Raw genomic sequence first — 16,525 nt, forward strand, 5'->3', positions numbered from 1 at the left:
ATATTACAATAGAGCATATTTCTCTATTGTTTTTACGAAAAAAGCGGAGAGCGTATTATTAAAAATTGTAATAAGGAGAGATCATCAGATAGACAACAACTCCAGTCACCGCTACATACAACCAAAGAGGGAAGGTAATTTTCGCAATCTTCTTGTGTTTATCAAAACGCTCTGCCAAAGCTCTCACATAAGTGATCAGGACTAAGGGAATTATCGCAATGGAAAGCAAAATATGGGTAAGCAGAATAAAATAATAAACATATTTGATACTTCCTTCTCCACCAAATTTAGTAGAAGGCGTAGTCATATGATAAGCAATATACATCACCAAAAATAACAAGGAGCAGCCAATTGCCGTCTTCATCAGATTTTGATGAAGTTGAATTTTGCCATTCTTTACTGCCCAAACGGCTACAACTAATAAAACAGCTGTAATACCGTTAATAGTCGCGTAAATTGGAGGTAAAACAGGAAGAGGCGTTGCGTTTGGAATTTTAACAAAAAACAGAACAGCCACCGCGACTGGTATCACAACAGACAAGAGGACAATCCACCTGCTATATTTCTTTTCAATTGAGCTATTGCTTGACATAGTATTCTTTAATTATCTCCCGTCCGTATTGTTCCTGAGTTCCTCAACAATAAGAACTTTGATTTCATCATCCAGTTTAGACAAGGCCTCCTGGTTGGCTGCTTCATAATAACCGCGAATGCGATGTTGAGGATCCAGAAGGACAAACAAGTTGTTATATACAAAAATATTTTTCCCGTTTTCTTTCTTCTGAAAAGCGTCAATGAACAACTGTTTATTAATCAGATTATAAACCTGGGTACTGTCACCAGTTAGCAAGTCCCATTTTTCTGGTTTTGCATGAATCGCTTCTGCATATTTGGACAAAACTGGTGCTGTATCCCCTTTTGGATCAACGCTTACACTTACAAAACGAAGTACAGTATTTTTACCATAGGTCTTTTCAAAGTCTGTAATCAGTTTATTCGTCAGTTTTGTACCCGGGTTATCAGAAGTGTAAAACAAATTGAGAATGATGATCTTATTCTCATAGCTTTTCCAGTTCAGGGTATCTCCTGCTTGATTAAGCAGTTTAAAATCGCTTACCTGATGGTATACAGTATCCGGAATTTTTTTACCTCTTACAGAATGAAAAGTAGACGCAACGGTCTTTGGTCCGAAAACGGGAAGTGGCTTATACCGGTTCTTACCTTTTTCAGTAAGTAAATAATATAAAAATCCTGGTACCGCTAAAATGGTGACCAGGATTAATATTTTTTTTATAGGAGTACCCTTCATGTTAAGCAGCAGCAGACATATGCAAGTGCAGATAACCGCCTTCAATCAGCATTAAAGTGATGAAGTAAAGGATAAATATAAAAGTAACTGTTAAAGACAGCTGTAGTCCAAGTTTTTCATACTTCAGGTGCATGAAATAAGCAACAATATAAAATGCTTTTAATAAGGTTAAAGCAATGTATACAAAGTTACCTACATGCTGAGACATGTGACCACCTGGAATAATTACGAGTGCAATGATAAATTCAATAACCGTAATAACCAGCAGGATTCCAAATACCTGCCATATTTTTTTCTTATCTAGAGCCGCATGTTCTTCATGTCCATGCTCTTCTGTTGTATGTATATTATGTTCTGACATAAAATATGGTATAAAAAGATTAAACTAAATAAAAGAAGGTAAATACGAATACCCAAACTAAATCTACAAAGTGCCAGTATAAACCAACCTTCTCAATCATCAAATAATGTCCTCGTCTCTCAAAAGTACCATTGATGGTCATACCCAAAATGATGCAATTGATCAATACACCAGAGAATACGTGGAATCCGTGGAACCCTGTAATGGTAAAGAACAAATTAGCAAACTGCTGACCAGAAACTTTCATTGCAGCTTCATTTGCAGCAACTGATGCAACAGATGGATCAAAGAAGTGTTTTAATTCTTCAATTGCAGGAATGTGTCCCCACCAGAAACCTTCATGGTGCAGGTGTGTCCATTCCAAAGCCTGACAGCCTAAGAACATAAATCCACCAATGATCGTAGCGATCATCCAGCCAACAACTTCTTTTTTAGACCTTCTGTGACCGGCTTCAACAGCCAATACCATAGTAACCGAGCTCATGATCAAAATAAAGGTCATTAAACCTACGAATACCAGCGGTGCCCCGCTGTCCTTAATACCAGGTATCGATTGAAATACCAAATCAGGATCAGGCCAGGTGAATTTAGTAAAACGCTGCGCACCATAGTACACCAATAATGAGGAGAATGTAAATGCATCAGAAAGCAAGAAAAACCACATCATTATTTTTCCATACTCTACGGACCACGGTGAACGGCCGCCGCTCCACGCAGTAGTTTTTACCTGATCTAATTGTGATAATGAATCCATTTTAAAAATTGTAATAGTTTGTTAAAAAGTCTAACTGTTCAAAAGTAAAAAAACATACAGATATATCCATAATATATCTATAAAATGCCAAAATATTGAAGAAATCTCCATCCGGAACTGCAATCTTCCAAGCGAAATATTTCGGTAAGCCCCAAACAAGGTTGCAGCAATCAAACACAAGCCACAAAAAATATGCAGTAAGTGAAAACCCGAAACAATGTAAATGATAGAGATAGCCGCATTATTGTTCACCAAAACGGCACCGCTGTGGTATAAGCTGGACCAGGCATCCAACTGCAAATAACCAAAGGTGAGCCCCAGCAGCATGGTGAGCCACAGAAATACCTTCTGTTTGCTGAGTTCCTGATTTCTAAGCGCTCTTGAAGCAAGAAACAAGCAAATGCTACTCGCCACCAGCACTCCGGTACTGTACATAAAAACATCTGGCAGCACAAGTCCATGACCTTTGCCTTTAGAAGCCGCAAAAACTATGTAATAGCTTGTCCATCCTCCAAACATAATTGTTGAGGAAACCACAAATAACCAAACAATAAATTTTTTCGGCCTTGAGTCCAGCTTTACATCCTCTTCTTTCAATGTATGAACCATTTAAAAAATTATTTAGTTAAAAAATCAAATAATAACACCAGTTGTACAACCGGCAGATAAAAAAACGAGCAGAACATCACTTTACGCGCGCTCGCAAGATCAAGTTTCAGGAATAATTTTAAAGCAAGCCAGGCAAAAACCAATCCCGCTATTAAAGACACTCCTGCTATATAGTAACCGCCAAATCCATAGAATGTTGGCAACAGACTTACAGGTATTAAAATCAAAGTGCTCAAGAAAGTGATTCCCGCACTGGCTTTATCCCTTTTTGTAGTTGGCAACAGTCTGAAACCGGCTTTCTTGTAATCATCGTCAAGAACCCAGGCAATGGACCAAAAGTGAGGGAATTGCCAAACAAATTGAATTAAAAAAAGCACTACAGCAATCTTATCAATCTTCCCATGTGCTGCCACATAGCCGATCAGCGGAGGTAACGCACCTGGAATAGCACCAACAAATACAGCTATAGGCGATTTCCTTTTCATTGGTGTATAGGCAAAAGCATACAAAAAGATTGAAAATACAGACAGCAGTCCGGTTTCAATATTTAATCTCCCCAGCAACCATGTCCCAAGAAGTCCCATAACCAGGCCAGAGACTAAACCCTGTCCGGTAGTCATATGGCCCGCAGGCATAGGCCGGTCTTTAGTTCTGGTCATCAACTTGTCCAGATCCACTTCTATCACTTCGTTAAAACAATTTGCAGCAGAAGTAACCAAAAAACCACCAGCAATAAGAATTAACCAGTTCGTCCAGTTGATACCAGGGACAACCCCTTCTATAGGCATCTGGCAACCAATCAAAAACGTGACCGACGCAGAAAAAACCACCAGAAACGTGAGCCTGAATTTAATGAGTTTTGAAAAATCTGATAAAAACTGTTTCAAATTATATATTTTAATTATTGATTATACGTACTTGTCCTGTATACCAGCAAATACAGATAAAATTGCAATGTAAATAAGACTGTAGAAAACAAAATATGTATCGCCTGGGCATATGGTGGCAGTGCAAAGTTAGATAATAATACACCACTTAACACCTGTATAATTAAAACAATTACAATTGAGTTACCAACTTGAAGTTCGGTCGCTTTACCGCCAAATTTTTCCATCACAATCTTATAAATAAACACATTTAAAATAGCAACCAGAATCGCCATGTCCCTGTGATATACAAAAATTGACCCCGTTTTACTTACCCAGCTCCCCCTGTCATTATTCAATAGATTTTTGGAGATCATATCTACTGCTTCCCGTACTTCCGTACCTAAAACAATTTGTATAACACTCACTAGTAAAGCTGCAAGGATGATCAATTTTAACCAGACCACCTTTGAAATGATCACTACCTCTTCTTTGTGAAGTTGCTTCGCATAATTGTAGGTATAAACCAGTATGGCCAAAATAACCAATGCCAACAACATATGAACGGTCACGACCCATTGAAGCAAATTGGTAGAAACCACAATAGAACCGAGCCAAGCCTGGAAAACCACGACAAACAAGTTTAAGATACTCAACCAGATGAGCCGTCTAGCCGTCCTTTTATAGGTAAAAGAACAAATAGCTACACCAATCAGGAAGAAACCTGTAACAGCACCAGTCAAACGGTTTAGATATTCCGTCCAGGTATTTGCTACGTTAAAATCCTCAGGCTGCAGTATAGACTGATCATGTCTGATCGCATCGGCCAATTCCTTCTTTCCCAGTTTATCAAGCGTTTTAGCAAAGCGTTCATTTTTTTTAACCCTTTGTGCAACGTATCTTTCTTTATAATCCGAAGGTAATTGCTTTACAGAGGTTGGTGGGATATACTGATCAAAGCACTTAGGCCAGTCAGGGCAGCCCATTCCAGATCCGGTACTCCTTACGATTCCGCCAGCCAAAACCACCAATAGGGTTACTATGATGGTCGCAAAATTAAGCTTTATGAATCTCCGTTCAGATGTAGAAACCATGGAATTTTGTATTTAAAAAAAAGGGTATCTGTTGTAAGTATTTACTCACTGCAGATACCCAATAGTATATTCAAAACTAGTATTAGTCTTGTTTAGATTTCTCTAATGATTGTTGTTTCAAGTTCCAGTCATTCTGGATACGTTCAGCTTCTGTATTTCCTTCAAAATCATGCGGCATATTTGAGCTCATGGTTTGAGAGAAAGGAACTGTCTGAGGAATAAAATCCGCATCAGCACCTGGTTTACTGTAATCATATGGCCAACGGTATACAGTTGGAATTTCACCTGGCCAGTTGCCATGTAAATGCTCTACTGGAGTAGTCCACTCTAAAGTATTGGCTTCCCAAGGATTTTGAGGTGCCTTTTTACCTTTAAAAATAGAATAGAAGAAGTTAAACAGGAACGCAACTTGTGCAAGCGCTGCAATGATAGCAGACCAGGTTACAAAAATGTTCACAGTTACCCATTTCTGCATAAACTCAAACTCAGTAAATGCATAGTAACGACGGGGCACGCCATCTAAACCTAAGAAGTGTAATGGAAAGAACACCAGGTAAGCGCAAATAAAAGTTACCCAAAAATGAAGATAGCCCAATTTAGCATTCATCATTCTTCCAAACATTTTCGGATACCAGTGATAAACACCAGCAAGCATACCAAATATAGCAGCCGATCCCATTACAAGGTGGAAGTGAGCTACAACAAAATAAGTATCATGCAAATTAATATCCAGGGAAGCATTTCCTAAGAAAATACCTGTTAAACCACCTGAGATAAAGAAAGACACCAAACCAATAGCAAAAAGCATCGCTGGCGTAAAACGGATATTACCTCTCCACAAAGTAGCCAGGTAGTTAAATGTCTTTACTGCAGATGGTACTGCAATGATCAGCGTTGTGATCATAAACACACCACCTAATAAAGGATTCATACCTGTTACAAACATGTGGTGACCCCAAACGATAAAAGACAATACTGTAATACCGATCAAAGAGTAAATCATTGCATGATAACCGAAAATTGGTTTTCTTGCGTTGATAGAGATCACCTCAGACGAAATACCCAAAGCTGGCATAATTACGATATATACCTCCGGGTGACCAAGGAACCAGAATAAGTGTTGCCATAAAATTGGCGAACCACCCTCATTCGGAAGAACCTGTGTACCAATAACAATATCAGAAAGGTAGAAACTTGTTCCAAAGCTTCTGTCAAAAATTAAAAGTACTACGCCCGCAACAAGTACAGGGAAAGATAAGATACCTAAAATAGCAGTCAGGAAGAACGCCCAGATGGTCAAAGGCATTTTCCAAAGATCCATACCTTTAGTACGCATGTTCAATACGGTAGACACATAATTGATACCACCCATTAGTGAAGAAGCCACAAAGCAAATCATACTCACCAACCAAAGGGTCATACCTAAACCGGAACCATCAATAGCTTTCGGCAAGGCAGATAATGGCGGATATACCGTCCAACCCGCACTGGCAGGACCAGTTTGGATGAAGAAAGAACTCATCATGATCACACAGGCAGTAAAGAAGAACCAGTAAGAAAGCATGTTGAGGAATGGTGAAGCCATATCCCTTGCTCCGATCTGCAATGGGATCAATAAGTTACTAAAGGTACCACTCAATCCCGCAGTTAATACAAAGAATACCATGATGGTACCATGTATGGTTACCAGGGCAAGATAAAAATCTGGCCTGATACGACCTCCTTCAGCCCATCTTCCTAAAAACGTTTCCAGAATAGGGAAACTCTTATCTGGCCAGGCCAGTTGAAGACGGAATAATATAGACAAGCCCATTGCAATCACAGCCATGATAATACCAGTTATCAGGAACTGTTTAGCTATCATTTTGTGATCCTGGCTAAAAACATACTTCGTTAAGAATGTTTCCTTGTGATGACCATGTGCATGATCATCGTGGTTATGTGTATCGTGTAATGTTATCGTTGACATAATGCTCTATTCCAGTATTTTTATTTTTTTAAAGCCAATTGATTTGTTTTCACTGCAGCCGTATCTTTTGCAGCAGGTTCAGCAGCTGTAGCTGCTGGTGCAGCAGGGTCAGCTACCAAAGGTAAACCAAACTGCTTCCTCAAATCGTTAGTTAAGTAAGTTGGTTGTTTTGCAATCCAGGCATTATACTCTTCCTGAGAAACAACTCTAACTGTCTTCTGCATATTATAGTGACCAGATCCACAAATTTTCGAGCAGTAAAACAAATATTTAAAACTTGGGTCACCTGTTTTAACCTGCATCTCTGCGGTTGTAATGGTCGGCGTAAATTCGAAGAAAGATGCCATACCTGGAACAGTATTCAATTGTACCCTAAAATTAGGCATGTAGAAACTGTGCAGAACGTCTTTACTTGTCAGAATTAATTTTACTGGTTTATTTACCGGAATAACCATCTCATCAGCCAGCAAATCATCCATTGCATTTTTATCCTTAAAATCAACTCCAAGTCCATTCAAACCTGTAATCAATTTAAAGTTCTTACGCCCTACAACACCATCTTTACCTGCATAACGAATAGTCCATGCAAATTGCTGAGAAGTAATTTCAATATTAATTGGCTTGTTATTAGGATCTTCAACCTTATAGAAGATAGATCTCCAGGTAAGGAAACCCATTAGCACCAAGACAGTTAAAACCAGGGCAGGAATAAATGTCCAGATTTTTTCAAGAGTATTGTTGTGAGGATAATAGTAAGCTTTTCTTTTTCCTGAGTGTTTGTAGAAATAAGAGAAAGTAAAGAGAAAAATGTGCGTCAGAACAAATACGATAGTCGTAATGATTAATGTAATATTAAACATATTATCTATCTTCTTACCATGTTCGGAAGCCGCTTCAGGCAGTATCATGTTACCATGAACTGTATATTCCCAATACACGCCGTACAAGCCTACAATTAAGAATAAGGCAAACAAGCTACCGTTAATCGCATTCCAGTTAATCCCCATTGGCTTATCCTGAGCTTCCCGGGTCAGTTCATAGACCCTTAAAGCTTTTCCTACTATGGCTATAAATAAGCACAGCAGCAAAAAGAGCAGCGCATAAAATATTGCCGACTTATAGATCGGTTCCATATCAACGGGTTTGGCTGCAGCCGTAGCGGCAGCACCGGCAGCAGCTTCCTGTGCAAATGCGCTGGTGTTTGCAAATGCAGTTAAAAGAACTGCTAAAACCGCCATTGTCTTATTACTTATAAATTTTCTTAAACTCATTTTCTTAAAAGTAGTACGCTGTACTTCCATTATACTATTAATCTATATACTCTATATAACCACCAATTACAAATGGTGATTTAAACTTTCCTGTAAAAATGGATGGTTCTTCGCTACCAAAGGTTTTTTGCTCAGGGCTGTTAATACCGTAAAGGTAAACAATCCTACAAAACCAATTGCAGTTCCGATTTCAATAAATCCAAATCCATTCTGGCCTTCTTCAACAGCTCCTGGCATGATCATCTGGTAATAATCTACCCAGTGTCCTAACAATACCAGGATAGAAACGATCAGTAATGTATTTTCATTTCTCTTGTTATCACGGTCCATTAACAATAACACCGGAGATAAAAAGTTCAGCGCAAGGTTCAAATAGAACCAGATTTTATAAAACTCAAATCGTTTATAGAAGTAAACCGTTTCCTCGGGCATGTTAGCATAGTAGATCAGCAAGAACTGAGCAAACCATACATAAGTCCAGAAGATAGAGAAACCAAAAATAAACTGACCTAAATTGTGTAAGTGACTATTGTTCACAAATGACATATAACCTGCTTTCTTTAACAGGATAATAATGATCGCCATAGTCGCTAAGCTACTCACCCACATTGCGGCAAAATTATACCAGCCAAACATAGTAGAGAACCAGTGTGCTTCCAGAGACATGATCGTATCAAATGCAAAAATAGGCGTTGTAAATCCGTAGATTACCAGGAAGATACAAGAATACTTAAAGCTCTTTCTATAAGAATTCAAACCACCTTCTAAATCTTCGTTAGCTGATAACTTAGAAAGCAATACAGCAAAAAAGCTATATACCCCAAGGAAAATCACCTGACGCGCCATAAAGAAAGGTACGTTTAAGAAAGGAGATTTACCATCAATGATTTTATCATAATTGGCAGCACCTTTATCAGTTAATCCCGGAGCATTCCAGTGGTGATATAAATTGTGTGTGTATAAACCTAATCCAACAATAGCGATTAAGATAACAACCGCAATAGGCAAAGTTTTTGCCATCGCCTGCGGCACACGTAAAATAGCAGCAGACCATCCCGCCTGTGCAACAAATTGAACTGCTAGAAAGAATGCACCCGACATACATACGCATGCAAAGTAATATCCCATTAATAACAGGTTTGCAAAAGTCCTTTCATGAAGTTCATGATTGGAAAAACCGAAAGCTATAGCCGCTATACCAATAACAATAGCGATTACACTCAAAGTTTTTGCTTTTCCTGTAAACTCAAACTGCTCAGTTAAATTATAATTATGAGTTCCCATTTATTCTTGCTTTTCTATTGTATTTTTTGTAATTGTTGAACATACATCACTACTTTCCATCTCTCTTCAGGAGACAGCTGTGAAGCATGCGAGCCCATATTGTTTAAACCATACATAATTGTATGATAGATTTTACCGGCAGACAAATCTTTCATGAGACCTCCTCTTGAAGAGGCGGCATCACCATGATAAGCAGGTACACCAGTAAATTTCTCAATCTGTACCAGGTGCCCTTTTCCATCCCCTTTATCACCATGACAAGGTGAGCAGAAAACAGTAAAGTAATGCTTACCAGATACCAAATTCGCTTCTGTCAAAGGCAATGGGTTCACCAGGTTTTTACCTGCTGCCTCGTAACCTTCTTTGGTATTTGCATATTCATATTTTACAAATCCTACGGGATCTGTATTTGGCGGAGGTGTCTGCGCCGTCTGACCGTTTGCAAAGTTCTTATTCGGCTGATCCGGATTGTAAGCAATAGGATCATACATGTTCCTTGCATATTCCAAGCCAGTACTGCGTTTATTTCTGCATGATGAAAGAGACACAGCTACAGTGAATGCAAAAAACGCCACACATACTATTTTAGTCTTATTCATAGCTAATATACTTCCTTTCATTATATTTTACTTCTAAAGCACCTGCGTCCTTTAATAAACCATCAATTTTGCTGTGTTCAGCATTTTCCTTCGCATCTATAGCGATAATAAACCGGTCATCAGTTGCTCTCAGATCCATTACCCTTGGTGCTCTTCCCGGGAACAGATGCGTAGAAGCATAATAAGAACCCACTAAACCAAAAGCACAGAACAAAATGGTCAACTCAAAAGTAATCGGAATAAAATCCGGTAAAGCAAAGTGAGGCTTTCCACCTATATTAACCGGCCAGTCCCATGCAGCAGCATAGTAAACAAAGCTAAGCATGGTCATTGTTCCGGTAATTCCAAAACAAAATGCAGCGATATCCAACCGGGAACGTTTAACTCCTAATTTAGCCTCAATACCGTGGATCGGCATTGGGGTATATACATCATGTATCTTAATATTATTCTCCTGCAACTTTTCGATGCCGTGCATCATTTCGTCAGGATCGCCAAAACTGCCTAAGATATATTTGATATTACTCATCGTTATATTTTTGCGTATTCTTCTTGTTTAACACTATCGAACTTCTCTAAGGACTCAACATATTCCTTAACTTGTTCTTTTTCTAAGTGACCATCTTTGATCAACTCCAATTTAGCCTGCTCACTCGCGCTCTTCAGCAATAACTTAACCTCGGCAATTGCAATAGAAGGTAATACCCTTAAGAACAACAGGAACAAGGTAAAGAACAAGCCGATAGATCCAACAAACACACTTACATCAACCCAGGTTGGATAGAACATTGCCCAGCTTGAAGGAAGATAATCGCGGTGTAATGAAGTTACGATAATTACGAAACGCTCAAACCACATACCGATATTCACTACAATAGATAAAATCCAGGTTGCAGGAATGCTGGTACGGATCTTTTTGAACCACAACAGCTGTGGAGAAATTACGTTGCAAGTCATCATCATCCAGTATGCCCACCAGTAAGGACCAGTAGAACGGTTGATAAATGCATATTGCTCATACTCAGAACCTGAGTACCAAGCGATAAAGAACTCTGTTAAATAAGCAACACCCACGATAGAACCTGTAAGAATGATAATTTTGTTCATCGATTCAATGTGGAACATGGTGATGTAATTCTCAAGCCCTAATACTTTACGTGCCACCAATAGAAGTGTTAACACCATCGCAAAACCTGAGAAGATTGCCCCGGCAACAAAGTAAGGAGGGAAAATCGTGGTATGCCATCCTGGAATTACTGAAGTTGCAAAGTCCATGGATACAATCGTGTGTACAGAAAGTACAAGTGGTGTAGAGATACCGGCTAAGATTAAAGACACAGCCTCAAAACGCTGCCATGTTTTAACATTACCTGTCCAGCCAAAAGAAAGAACAGTATATACTTTACGCTTTACACCAACTGCACGGTCACGGATTGTAGCGATATCCGGTAATAAACCTGTATACCAGAATAATAAGGATACAGAGAAATAAGTGGAGATTGCAAACATATCCCATACCAGCGGGGAGTTAAAGTTTACCCATAGAGATCCGAACTGATTTGGCAACGGAAGCACCCAGTAAGCCAACCATGGTCTACCCATGTGAGACACTACATAAGTCGCTGCACAAATAACGGCGAAAATTGTCATCGCCTCTGCGGAACGGTTAATTGAATTCCTCCAGTTCTGGCGGAAAAGCAGCAATACAGCCGAGATCAAAGTACCGGCGTGACCAATACCAACCCACCATACGAAGCCGGTAATGTCCCAGGCCCAACCTACTGTTTTATTTAAACCCCATGCACCGATACCATTCCAGAAGGTGTAACTTACTGCTACAACCCAAAGTAAAGCCCCCAGTGCGGAAACGATAAAGCCTATCCACCATGCCTTATTCGGCTTATTCTCTACCGGTGTTAAAATATCATCCGTAATCTTTGCATACGTGATGTTATTTCCGGTGATTAATGGCTCTCTTAATATTGATTCGTTATGTCCTGACATATTATATTTTCTTTAATATCAGCTTACGCTTGTACTGTATCTGTATTTCTAATTTTTGTCATATATCCAACACCTGGTTGAACGTTAAGTTCTTCCAGAACGTAGTAAGTACGCTCACTGCGCAATGCTTTAGAAACTTCCGATTCCGGATCGTTACCATCACCAAAGATGATTGCATTTGCTGAACATGCTTCCTGACAAGCCATTTTAATATCGCCATCTTTCAACGGACGTTTTTCAATCTTAGCTTTCAGTTTACCTGCCTGTATACGTTGAATACACATAGAGCATTTCTCCATTACCCCTCTTGAACGTGTAGTTACATCTGGGTTAAGTACCAGCTGAGTGAACTCATTGTTCAGGTAATTGTCAAAACGCGAATCGTTCCAGTAGTTAAACCAGTTGAAACGACGTACTTTGTAAGGACAGTTGTTTGCACAGTAACGTGTTCCAACACAACGGTTATAAGCCATGTGGTTCAAGCCATCTGACGAGTGTACCGTTGCCAGTACCGGACAAACTGTTTCACAAGGTGCGTGATCACAGTGCTGACAAAGCATTGGCTGGTGAACAACCGTTACCTTATCCATATTTTCCATATGAGCAATTTCTTTCTCCTCAGTCACGCTCTTACCTTCTTCTTCGAAGCTATAATAACGGTCAATACGGATCCAGTGCATCTCTCTTCTTCTGCGAACCTCGTCACGGCCAACAACAGGAATGTTGTTTTCTACGTTACAAGCTACGATACAAGAACCGCAACCAGTACAAGCATTCAGATCGATTGCCATAACCCAGTTGTTACCTGGTTTCTCATATTTATCCCATAAATCATAAGATTTATGTTTTTCACCATGGTTACCTGAACCAGCAGCAGGATCTTTTACATATTCTTTAAAAGTTGCCTCGCGGATGATATTTCTTCCTTCAAAAGAATAGTGTGTTTGTGTTTGTGCAAGTTCATAAGTTGAACCTGTTTTAGAAAGGCTTACCGTAGTTGCATATTGCAAGGTTCCGTTAGTAAAGCTTACAAAAGGGAAAGCATTCTTACCCACATTATCCCCCGCCTTACCTACTTTTGTACGTCCGTAACCCAGAGCAATAGAAACTGTTCCTACAGCTTGTCCCGGCTGGATCAATACAGGCAATTCAATTGTATATCCATTTGCACCTTTAACAGATACAACGTCAAATTCTTTGAAACCTAATTTTTCAGCAAATTTAGGCGCGATAGCTACATAGTTGTCCCAGGTTACTTTAGAAACCGGATCAGGTAATTCCAAAAGGAATGCATTATTTGCATGTTTACCATCACGCATCGGTACACTTTCATAAACCTGCAACTCAATATCTTTAGCTAAAGCTTTAGAACTGTTCGAGATAGATTGCGCAACAGCAGCCAGTGATAAACTGAAGCTATAAGCACCTGCAGATTTTGCATTAGCAGAGAAAGCACCTGTCTGCAACAACTCGTTCCATGTTTTGCCCAAAACAGGCAAAATATTTTTCTCCCAGTTGTTACGAACATATTGATAATATTCCTGAACAGGACCATTAGACCAAACCAATAAACTTTGCTCTGCCTGACGGGAATTAAATACCGGGTTAATCGTTGGCTGTATTACAGAATAATATCCTTCATAAGCATTTGCATCGCCCCATGATTCCAGATAGTTCTGATTTGTTGCAATAACATCACACAAGGTAGAAGTCTCGTCTTTTCTATCGGAGAAAGAAACTTTTAATCCTACTTTAGATAAAGCATCTGTAAACGCTTTAGAATTAATAGCATCATAAGCAGGGTTGCTGTTCAGGAAGAAAACGGCAGCTACTTCGCCCCTGTTCATTTCATTGATCAGTTCTGCAAATTCAGCATCATTTCCTGAATAACGCTTACAAGGATTATCAAGATCAATTGTTGTTCCATAACTGCCAATAGCAGCATTGATCGCATTGACAAGGATCTGTGTAGATACATCATTCGATCCGGAAACCACAAGAGATTTTCCTTTGTTCATTAACAATTCTTTACCTACCAATTTCAATGCTTTATCTGCACTTGTGTTGTTTGGCAAAGATCCACCAGGAAGATTATTTCCAGTGATGGTATTATATAAGGTAATTAATGCAGGTCCTTCTTCAGATAACTTAATTGGCAAACGCGTATCAGCATTTGTACCAGTTAAACTCATCCCAGCCTCAAACTGGAAGTGACGTGACATTTTTCCTTTTGCTAAGGTTTTATAATTTCTGTTAGAGATATACTGGGCTGTAAATTCTTCACCACTGATCCAGGTACCTAAAAAGTCAGCTCCGAAACTTACGATCAGATCTGCTTTATCGAAATTATATTTAGGAATTACAGCCTTACCGAAGCTATTTTCGTTCGCTTTAATGATACCGGTATAAGAAACCGCATCATATTGAACATGTTTTGTATTTGGATAAGCCGCAGTAAAATCAGCTACAACATTTTTCGTAGAAGGACTGCTTACAGATGAAGAAACGATACGGATCTTCTTTCCTGAAGCCTGAACCTTATTCAGTTCACCCTTAACAAACTCATCTACCTTAGCCCATGTGGTCTCATCGTTCTTTAAAACAGGTGCTTTAAGTTTTGAAACATCATAAAGATCCAGAACAGAAGCTTGAGCCTGTGCGTCAGTACCACAATTGAATTCACCGGCATTAGGATTTGGTTCAATCTTAATTGGCCTTCCTTCTCTTGTCTTTACTAATACACTTTGTCCATTATAAGTGGACACATAATAGTTAGGTATACCCGGAACAACCTCTTCTGGTTTTACTAAATAAGGAATTGATTTTACAACTGGTGTTGGCTGACAAGCCGCAAGAGTTACAGCACCTAAACCAAAACCTAACGCCTTTAAAAAGTCGCGGCGAGGAGTTACTGTACTTAATCCTGCTTCATTTAAAACATCTTCTATTGGAAGTGGCTCAGCAAATTCGTTTTTGTTGTTTTCAACAAAATCCGGAGTGTTTTTATACTCTTCTAGGCCTTTCCAGTATTTTTTATTGCTTTCCATTTAAGCTTTATTACTGTTTATCGAACGTTCTTTTTTAACTAAACTCTCTATTAATAGTGACATTTACCACACTCTAAACCACCAAGGGCAGCAGGCGTAATTTTTTCGCCTTTTTTGATCTTCTCATGCGCTTCGATGATCTTTGTATAGAATGCATTATCCTTCACATCCAATTTGGTATCTTTATGACAGTTGATACACCATTTCATCGTTAAAGGAGAATACTGGTAAATTTCTTCCATTGTATTCACAGGACCGTGACAAGCGAAACAAACCGGCTCATTTGGTTTTAAACCTTTTGCTTTACGGATTGCTTTCTCTGCAACAACAACGTGTTGGGAGTGATTGAAATAAGCAAAGTCAGGAAGGTTGTGTACACGAACCCACTCGATAGGTTTTTCCTTGGTTTTATCGTAAGTCATTTTGTCCGCATCGTATCCAAGAGCGTTATAGATTTTCTGGATCTCAGGAGAAATGTTACCATCATGGTTATCTCTTGCCTGAACCTGTTTGTGACAGTTCATACAAACATTCAATGAAGGTATAGATGCATTTTTAGATTTGAATGCACCTGAGTGACAATACTGGCAATCGATCTGATTCGTTCCAGCATGCAGTTCGTGAGAGAACTTAATTGGCTGAACCGGCTGATAACCTGTATGAACACCTGTATTCCACATTCCCATCCATCCAAATGAACCTAGTGTAATCACCAGACACAGGATAAAGAAGAAAACGAATTTCTTGTTTTTAAATAAGACACCTAAACCAGTAGCCAGGGAAACTTTTTCTTCCTCAACCACCTCAATACCTTGTTTCTTAAGAATCAGGCGCTCCAGCATTTTAATTGCGCGGCCCAATACAACAAGAACAACGATAGAGATCAGGATAATCGCAACCACACCAGCAAGAGAGAAGTTTGATACTTCTTCCTGAACAGCCGGTCCGGCTTTATCACCTTCTTTTTTAGGCTCACCTGCTTTTACATAAGCAAGGATACTTTTAATTTGCTCCGGAGTCAGCGAAGGAAATGCAGTCATCTCTGCATTTGGATTCCATTTAGAAGCCTCAACAGCTTCTTTGTCTCCCGAAGCGATAAATGCAGGTGCATTGTTAATCCACTTCAACAAGAATGCCTCACTTTTCGTTGGCACTATTGTTTGTAAAGCAGGTCCGGTCATATCACGGTCTAAAGCGTGACAAGAAGTACATTTTTCCTTAAAAATTTTCCTTCCTTCTGCTGCATCCTGTGCCTGTGTACCAGAAACGATTAAAACAGATAGAGCCGTTAACATGAATGCCGACTTCCAAACTCTTCTAATGATCAATGAGATATTCCTCATAATGAGTATTTTATA

15 protein-coding genes are annotated in these 16,525 nt (G+C 39.2%); all 15 read right to left on the reverse strand.

The window, feature by feature from the left end; translation table 11 throughout:
* Positions 1–58 precede the first annotated feature (58 nt).
* Positions 59–592 carry a DUF420 domain-containing protein gene (locus DBR11_RS13785; protein WP_108553251.1) on the reverse strand — a complete coding sequence of 178 codons (534 nt, stop codon included), beginning with the start codon at positions 590–592 and terminating at the stop codon, positions 59–61.
* A gap of 12 nt (positions 593–604) precedes the next feature.
* Complete coding sequence (locus DBR11_RS13790) at positions 605–1,309, reverse strand: SCO family protein (RefSeq protein ID WP_108553252.1); 705 nt, start codon at positions 1,307–1,309, stop codon at positions 605–607.
* Position 1,310: 1 nt separating this feature from the next.
* Positions 1,311–1,670 carry a cytochrome C oxidase subunit IV family protein gene (locus DBR11_RS13795; RefSeq protein WP_108553253.1) on the reverse strand — a complete coding sequence of 120 codons (360 nt, stop codon included), beginning with the start codon at positions 1,668–1,670 and terminating at the stop codon, positions 1,311–1,313.
* A gap of 19 nt (positions 1,671–1,689) precedes the next feature.
* Positions 1,690–2,424, reverse strand: a complete 735-nt coding sequence (locus DBR11_RS13800; protein WP_108553254.1) for a cytochrome c oxidase subunit 3 — start codon at positions 2,422–2,424, stop codon at positions 1,690–1,692.
* A 30-nt stretch (positions 2,425–2,454) separates the two neighbouring features.
* Positions 2,455–3,033 carry a cytochrome c oxidase subunit 3 gene (locus DBR11_RS13805; RefSeq protein WP_108553255.1) on the reverse strand — a complete coding sequence of 193 codons (579 nt, stop codon included), beginning with the start codon at positions 3,031–3,033 and terminating at the stop codon, positions 2,455–2,457.
* An 8-nt stretch (positions 3,034–3,041) separates the two neighbouring features.
* Entirely contained in the window at positions 3,042–3,920 is an 879-nt protein-coding gene (cyoE, locus tag DBR11_RS13810; RefSeq protein ID WP_108553256.1) for a heme o synthase, read from the reverse strand.
* A gap of 14 nt (positions 3,921–3,934) precedes the next feature.
* Entirely contained in the window at positions 3,935–4,993 is a 1,059-nt protein-coding gene (locus DBR11_RS13815; protein ID WP_108553257.1) for a heme A synthase, read from the reverse strand.
* A gap of 82 nt (positions 4,994–5,075) precedes the next feature.
* Positions 5,076–6,962, reverse strand: a complete 1,887-nt coding sequence (locus tag DBR11_RS13820; protein WP_199233838.1) for a cbb3-type cytochrome c oxidase subunit I — start codon at positions 6,960–6,962, stop codon at positions 5,076–5,078.
* 20 nt (positions 6,963–6,982) lie between these two features.
* On the reverse strand, positions 6,983–8,200 hold the full coding sequence (locus DBR11_RS13825; protein ID WP_233260751.1) for a cytochrome c oxidase subunit II: 1,218 nt from the start codon (positions 8,198–8,200) through the stop codon (positions 6,983–6,985).
* Positions 8,201–8,299: 99 nt separating this feature from the next.
* Positions 8,300–9,517, reverse strand: a complete 1,218-nt coding sequence (locus DBR11_RS13830; protein ID WP_108553259.1) for a quinol:cytochrome C oxidoreductase — start codon at positions 9,515–9,517, stop codon at positions 8,300–8,302.
* Positions 9,518–9,531: 14 nt separating this feature from the next.
* Positions 9,532–10,137, reverse strand: coding sequence for a cytochrome c (locus DBR11_RS13835; protein WP_108553260.1), 606 nt, complete (start codon positions 10,135–10,137; stop codon positions 9,532–9,534).
* On the reverse strand, positions 10,109–10,645 hold the full coding sequence (locus DBR11_RS13840; RefSeq protein WP_108553261.1) for a DUF3341 domain-containing protein: 537 nt from the start codon (positions 10,643–10,645) through the stop codon (positions 10,109–10,111). The genes DBR11_RS13835 and DBR11_RS13840 overlap by 29 nt, the downstream gene beginning before the upstream one ends.
* A gap of 2 nt (positions 10,646–10,647) precedes the next feature.
* Positions 10,648–12,120: an NrfD/PsrC family molybdoenzyme membrane anchor subunit gene (gene nrfD / locus DBR11_RS13845; RefSeq protein ID WP_108553262.1), complete on the reverse strand. Its 1,473-nt coding sequence runs from the start codon at positions 12,118–12,120 to the stop codon at positions 10,648–10,650.
* A gap of 23 nt (positions 12,121–12,143) precedes the next feature.
* Positions 12,144–15,167, reverse strand: a complete 3,024-nt coding sequence (locus DBR11_RS13850; RefSeq protein ID WP_108553263.1) for a TAT-variant-translocated molybdopterin oxidoreductase — start codon at positions 15,165–15,167, stop codon at positions 12,144–12,146.
* Positions 15,168–15,217: 50 nt separating this feature from the next.
* Positions 15,218–16,525 (reverse strand): cytochrome c3 family protein (locus DBR11_RS13855; RefSeq protein ID WP_369974433.1); only part of this gene is annotated, 1,308 nt, incomplete at its 5' end.

Source organism: Pedobacter sp. HMWF019 (assembly GCF_003061025.1).
GTDB lineage: Bacteria > Bacteroidota > Bacteroidia > Sphingobacteriales > Sphingobacteriaceae > Pedobacter.

Bases quoted from the DNA above. Each gene is read 5' to 3' on its own strand.
- DBR11_RS13830 (WP_108553259.1), bottom strand. From the start codon at position 9,517: ATGGGAACTCATAATTATAATTTAACTGAGCAGTTTGAGTTTACAGGA.
- DBR11_RS13825 (WP_233260751.1), bottom strand. From the start codon at position 8,200: ATGGCGGTTTTAGCAGTTCTTTTAACTGCATTTGCAAACACCAGCGCA.
- DBR11_RS13820 (WP_199233838.1), bottom strand. From the start codon at position 6,962: ATGTCAACGATAACATTACACGATACACATAACCACGATGATCATGCA.
- DBR11_RS13800 (WP_108553254.1), bottom strand. From the start codon at position 2,424: ATGGATTCATTATCACAATTAGATCAGGTAAAAACTACTGCGTGGAGC.
- DBR11_RS13850 (WP_108553263.1), bottom strand. From the start codon at position 15,167: ATGGAAAGCAATAAAAAATACTGGAAAGGCCTAGAAGAGTATAAAAAC.
- DBR11_RS13795 (WP_108553253.1), bottom strand. From the start codon at position 1,670: ATGTCAGAACATAATATACATACAACAGAAGAGCATGGACATGAAGAA.
- DBR11_RS13805 (WP_108553255.1), bottom strand. From the start codon at position 3,033: ATGGTTCATACATTGAAAGAAGAGGATGTAAAGCTGGACTCAAGGCCG.
- DBR11_RS13790 (WP_108553252.1), bottom strand. From the start codon at position 1,309: ATGAAGGGTACTCCTATAAAAAAAATATTAATCCTGGTCACCATTTTA.
- DBR11_RS13785 (WP_108553251.1), bottom strand. From the start codon at position 592: ATGTCAAGCAATAGCTCAATTGAAAAGAAATATAGCAGGTGGATTGTC.
- DBR11_RS13815 (WP_108553257.1), bottom strand. From the start codon at position 4,993: ATGGTTTCTACATCTGAACGGAGATTCATAAAGCTTAATTTTGCGACC.
- DBR11_RS13835 (WP_108553260.1), bottom strand. From the start codon at position 10,137: ATGAAAGGAAGTATATTAGCTATGAATAAGACTAAAATAGTATGTGTG.
- DBR11_RS13840 (WP_108553261.1), bottom strand. From the start codon at position 10,645: ATGAGTAATATCAAATATATCTTAGGCAGTTTTGGCGATCCTGACGAA.
- nrfD (WP_108553262.1), bottom strand. From the start codon at position 12,120: ATGTCAGGACATAACGAATCAATATTAAGAGAGCCATTAATCACCGGA.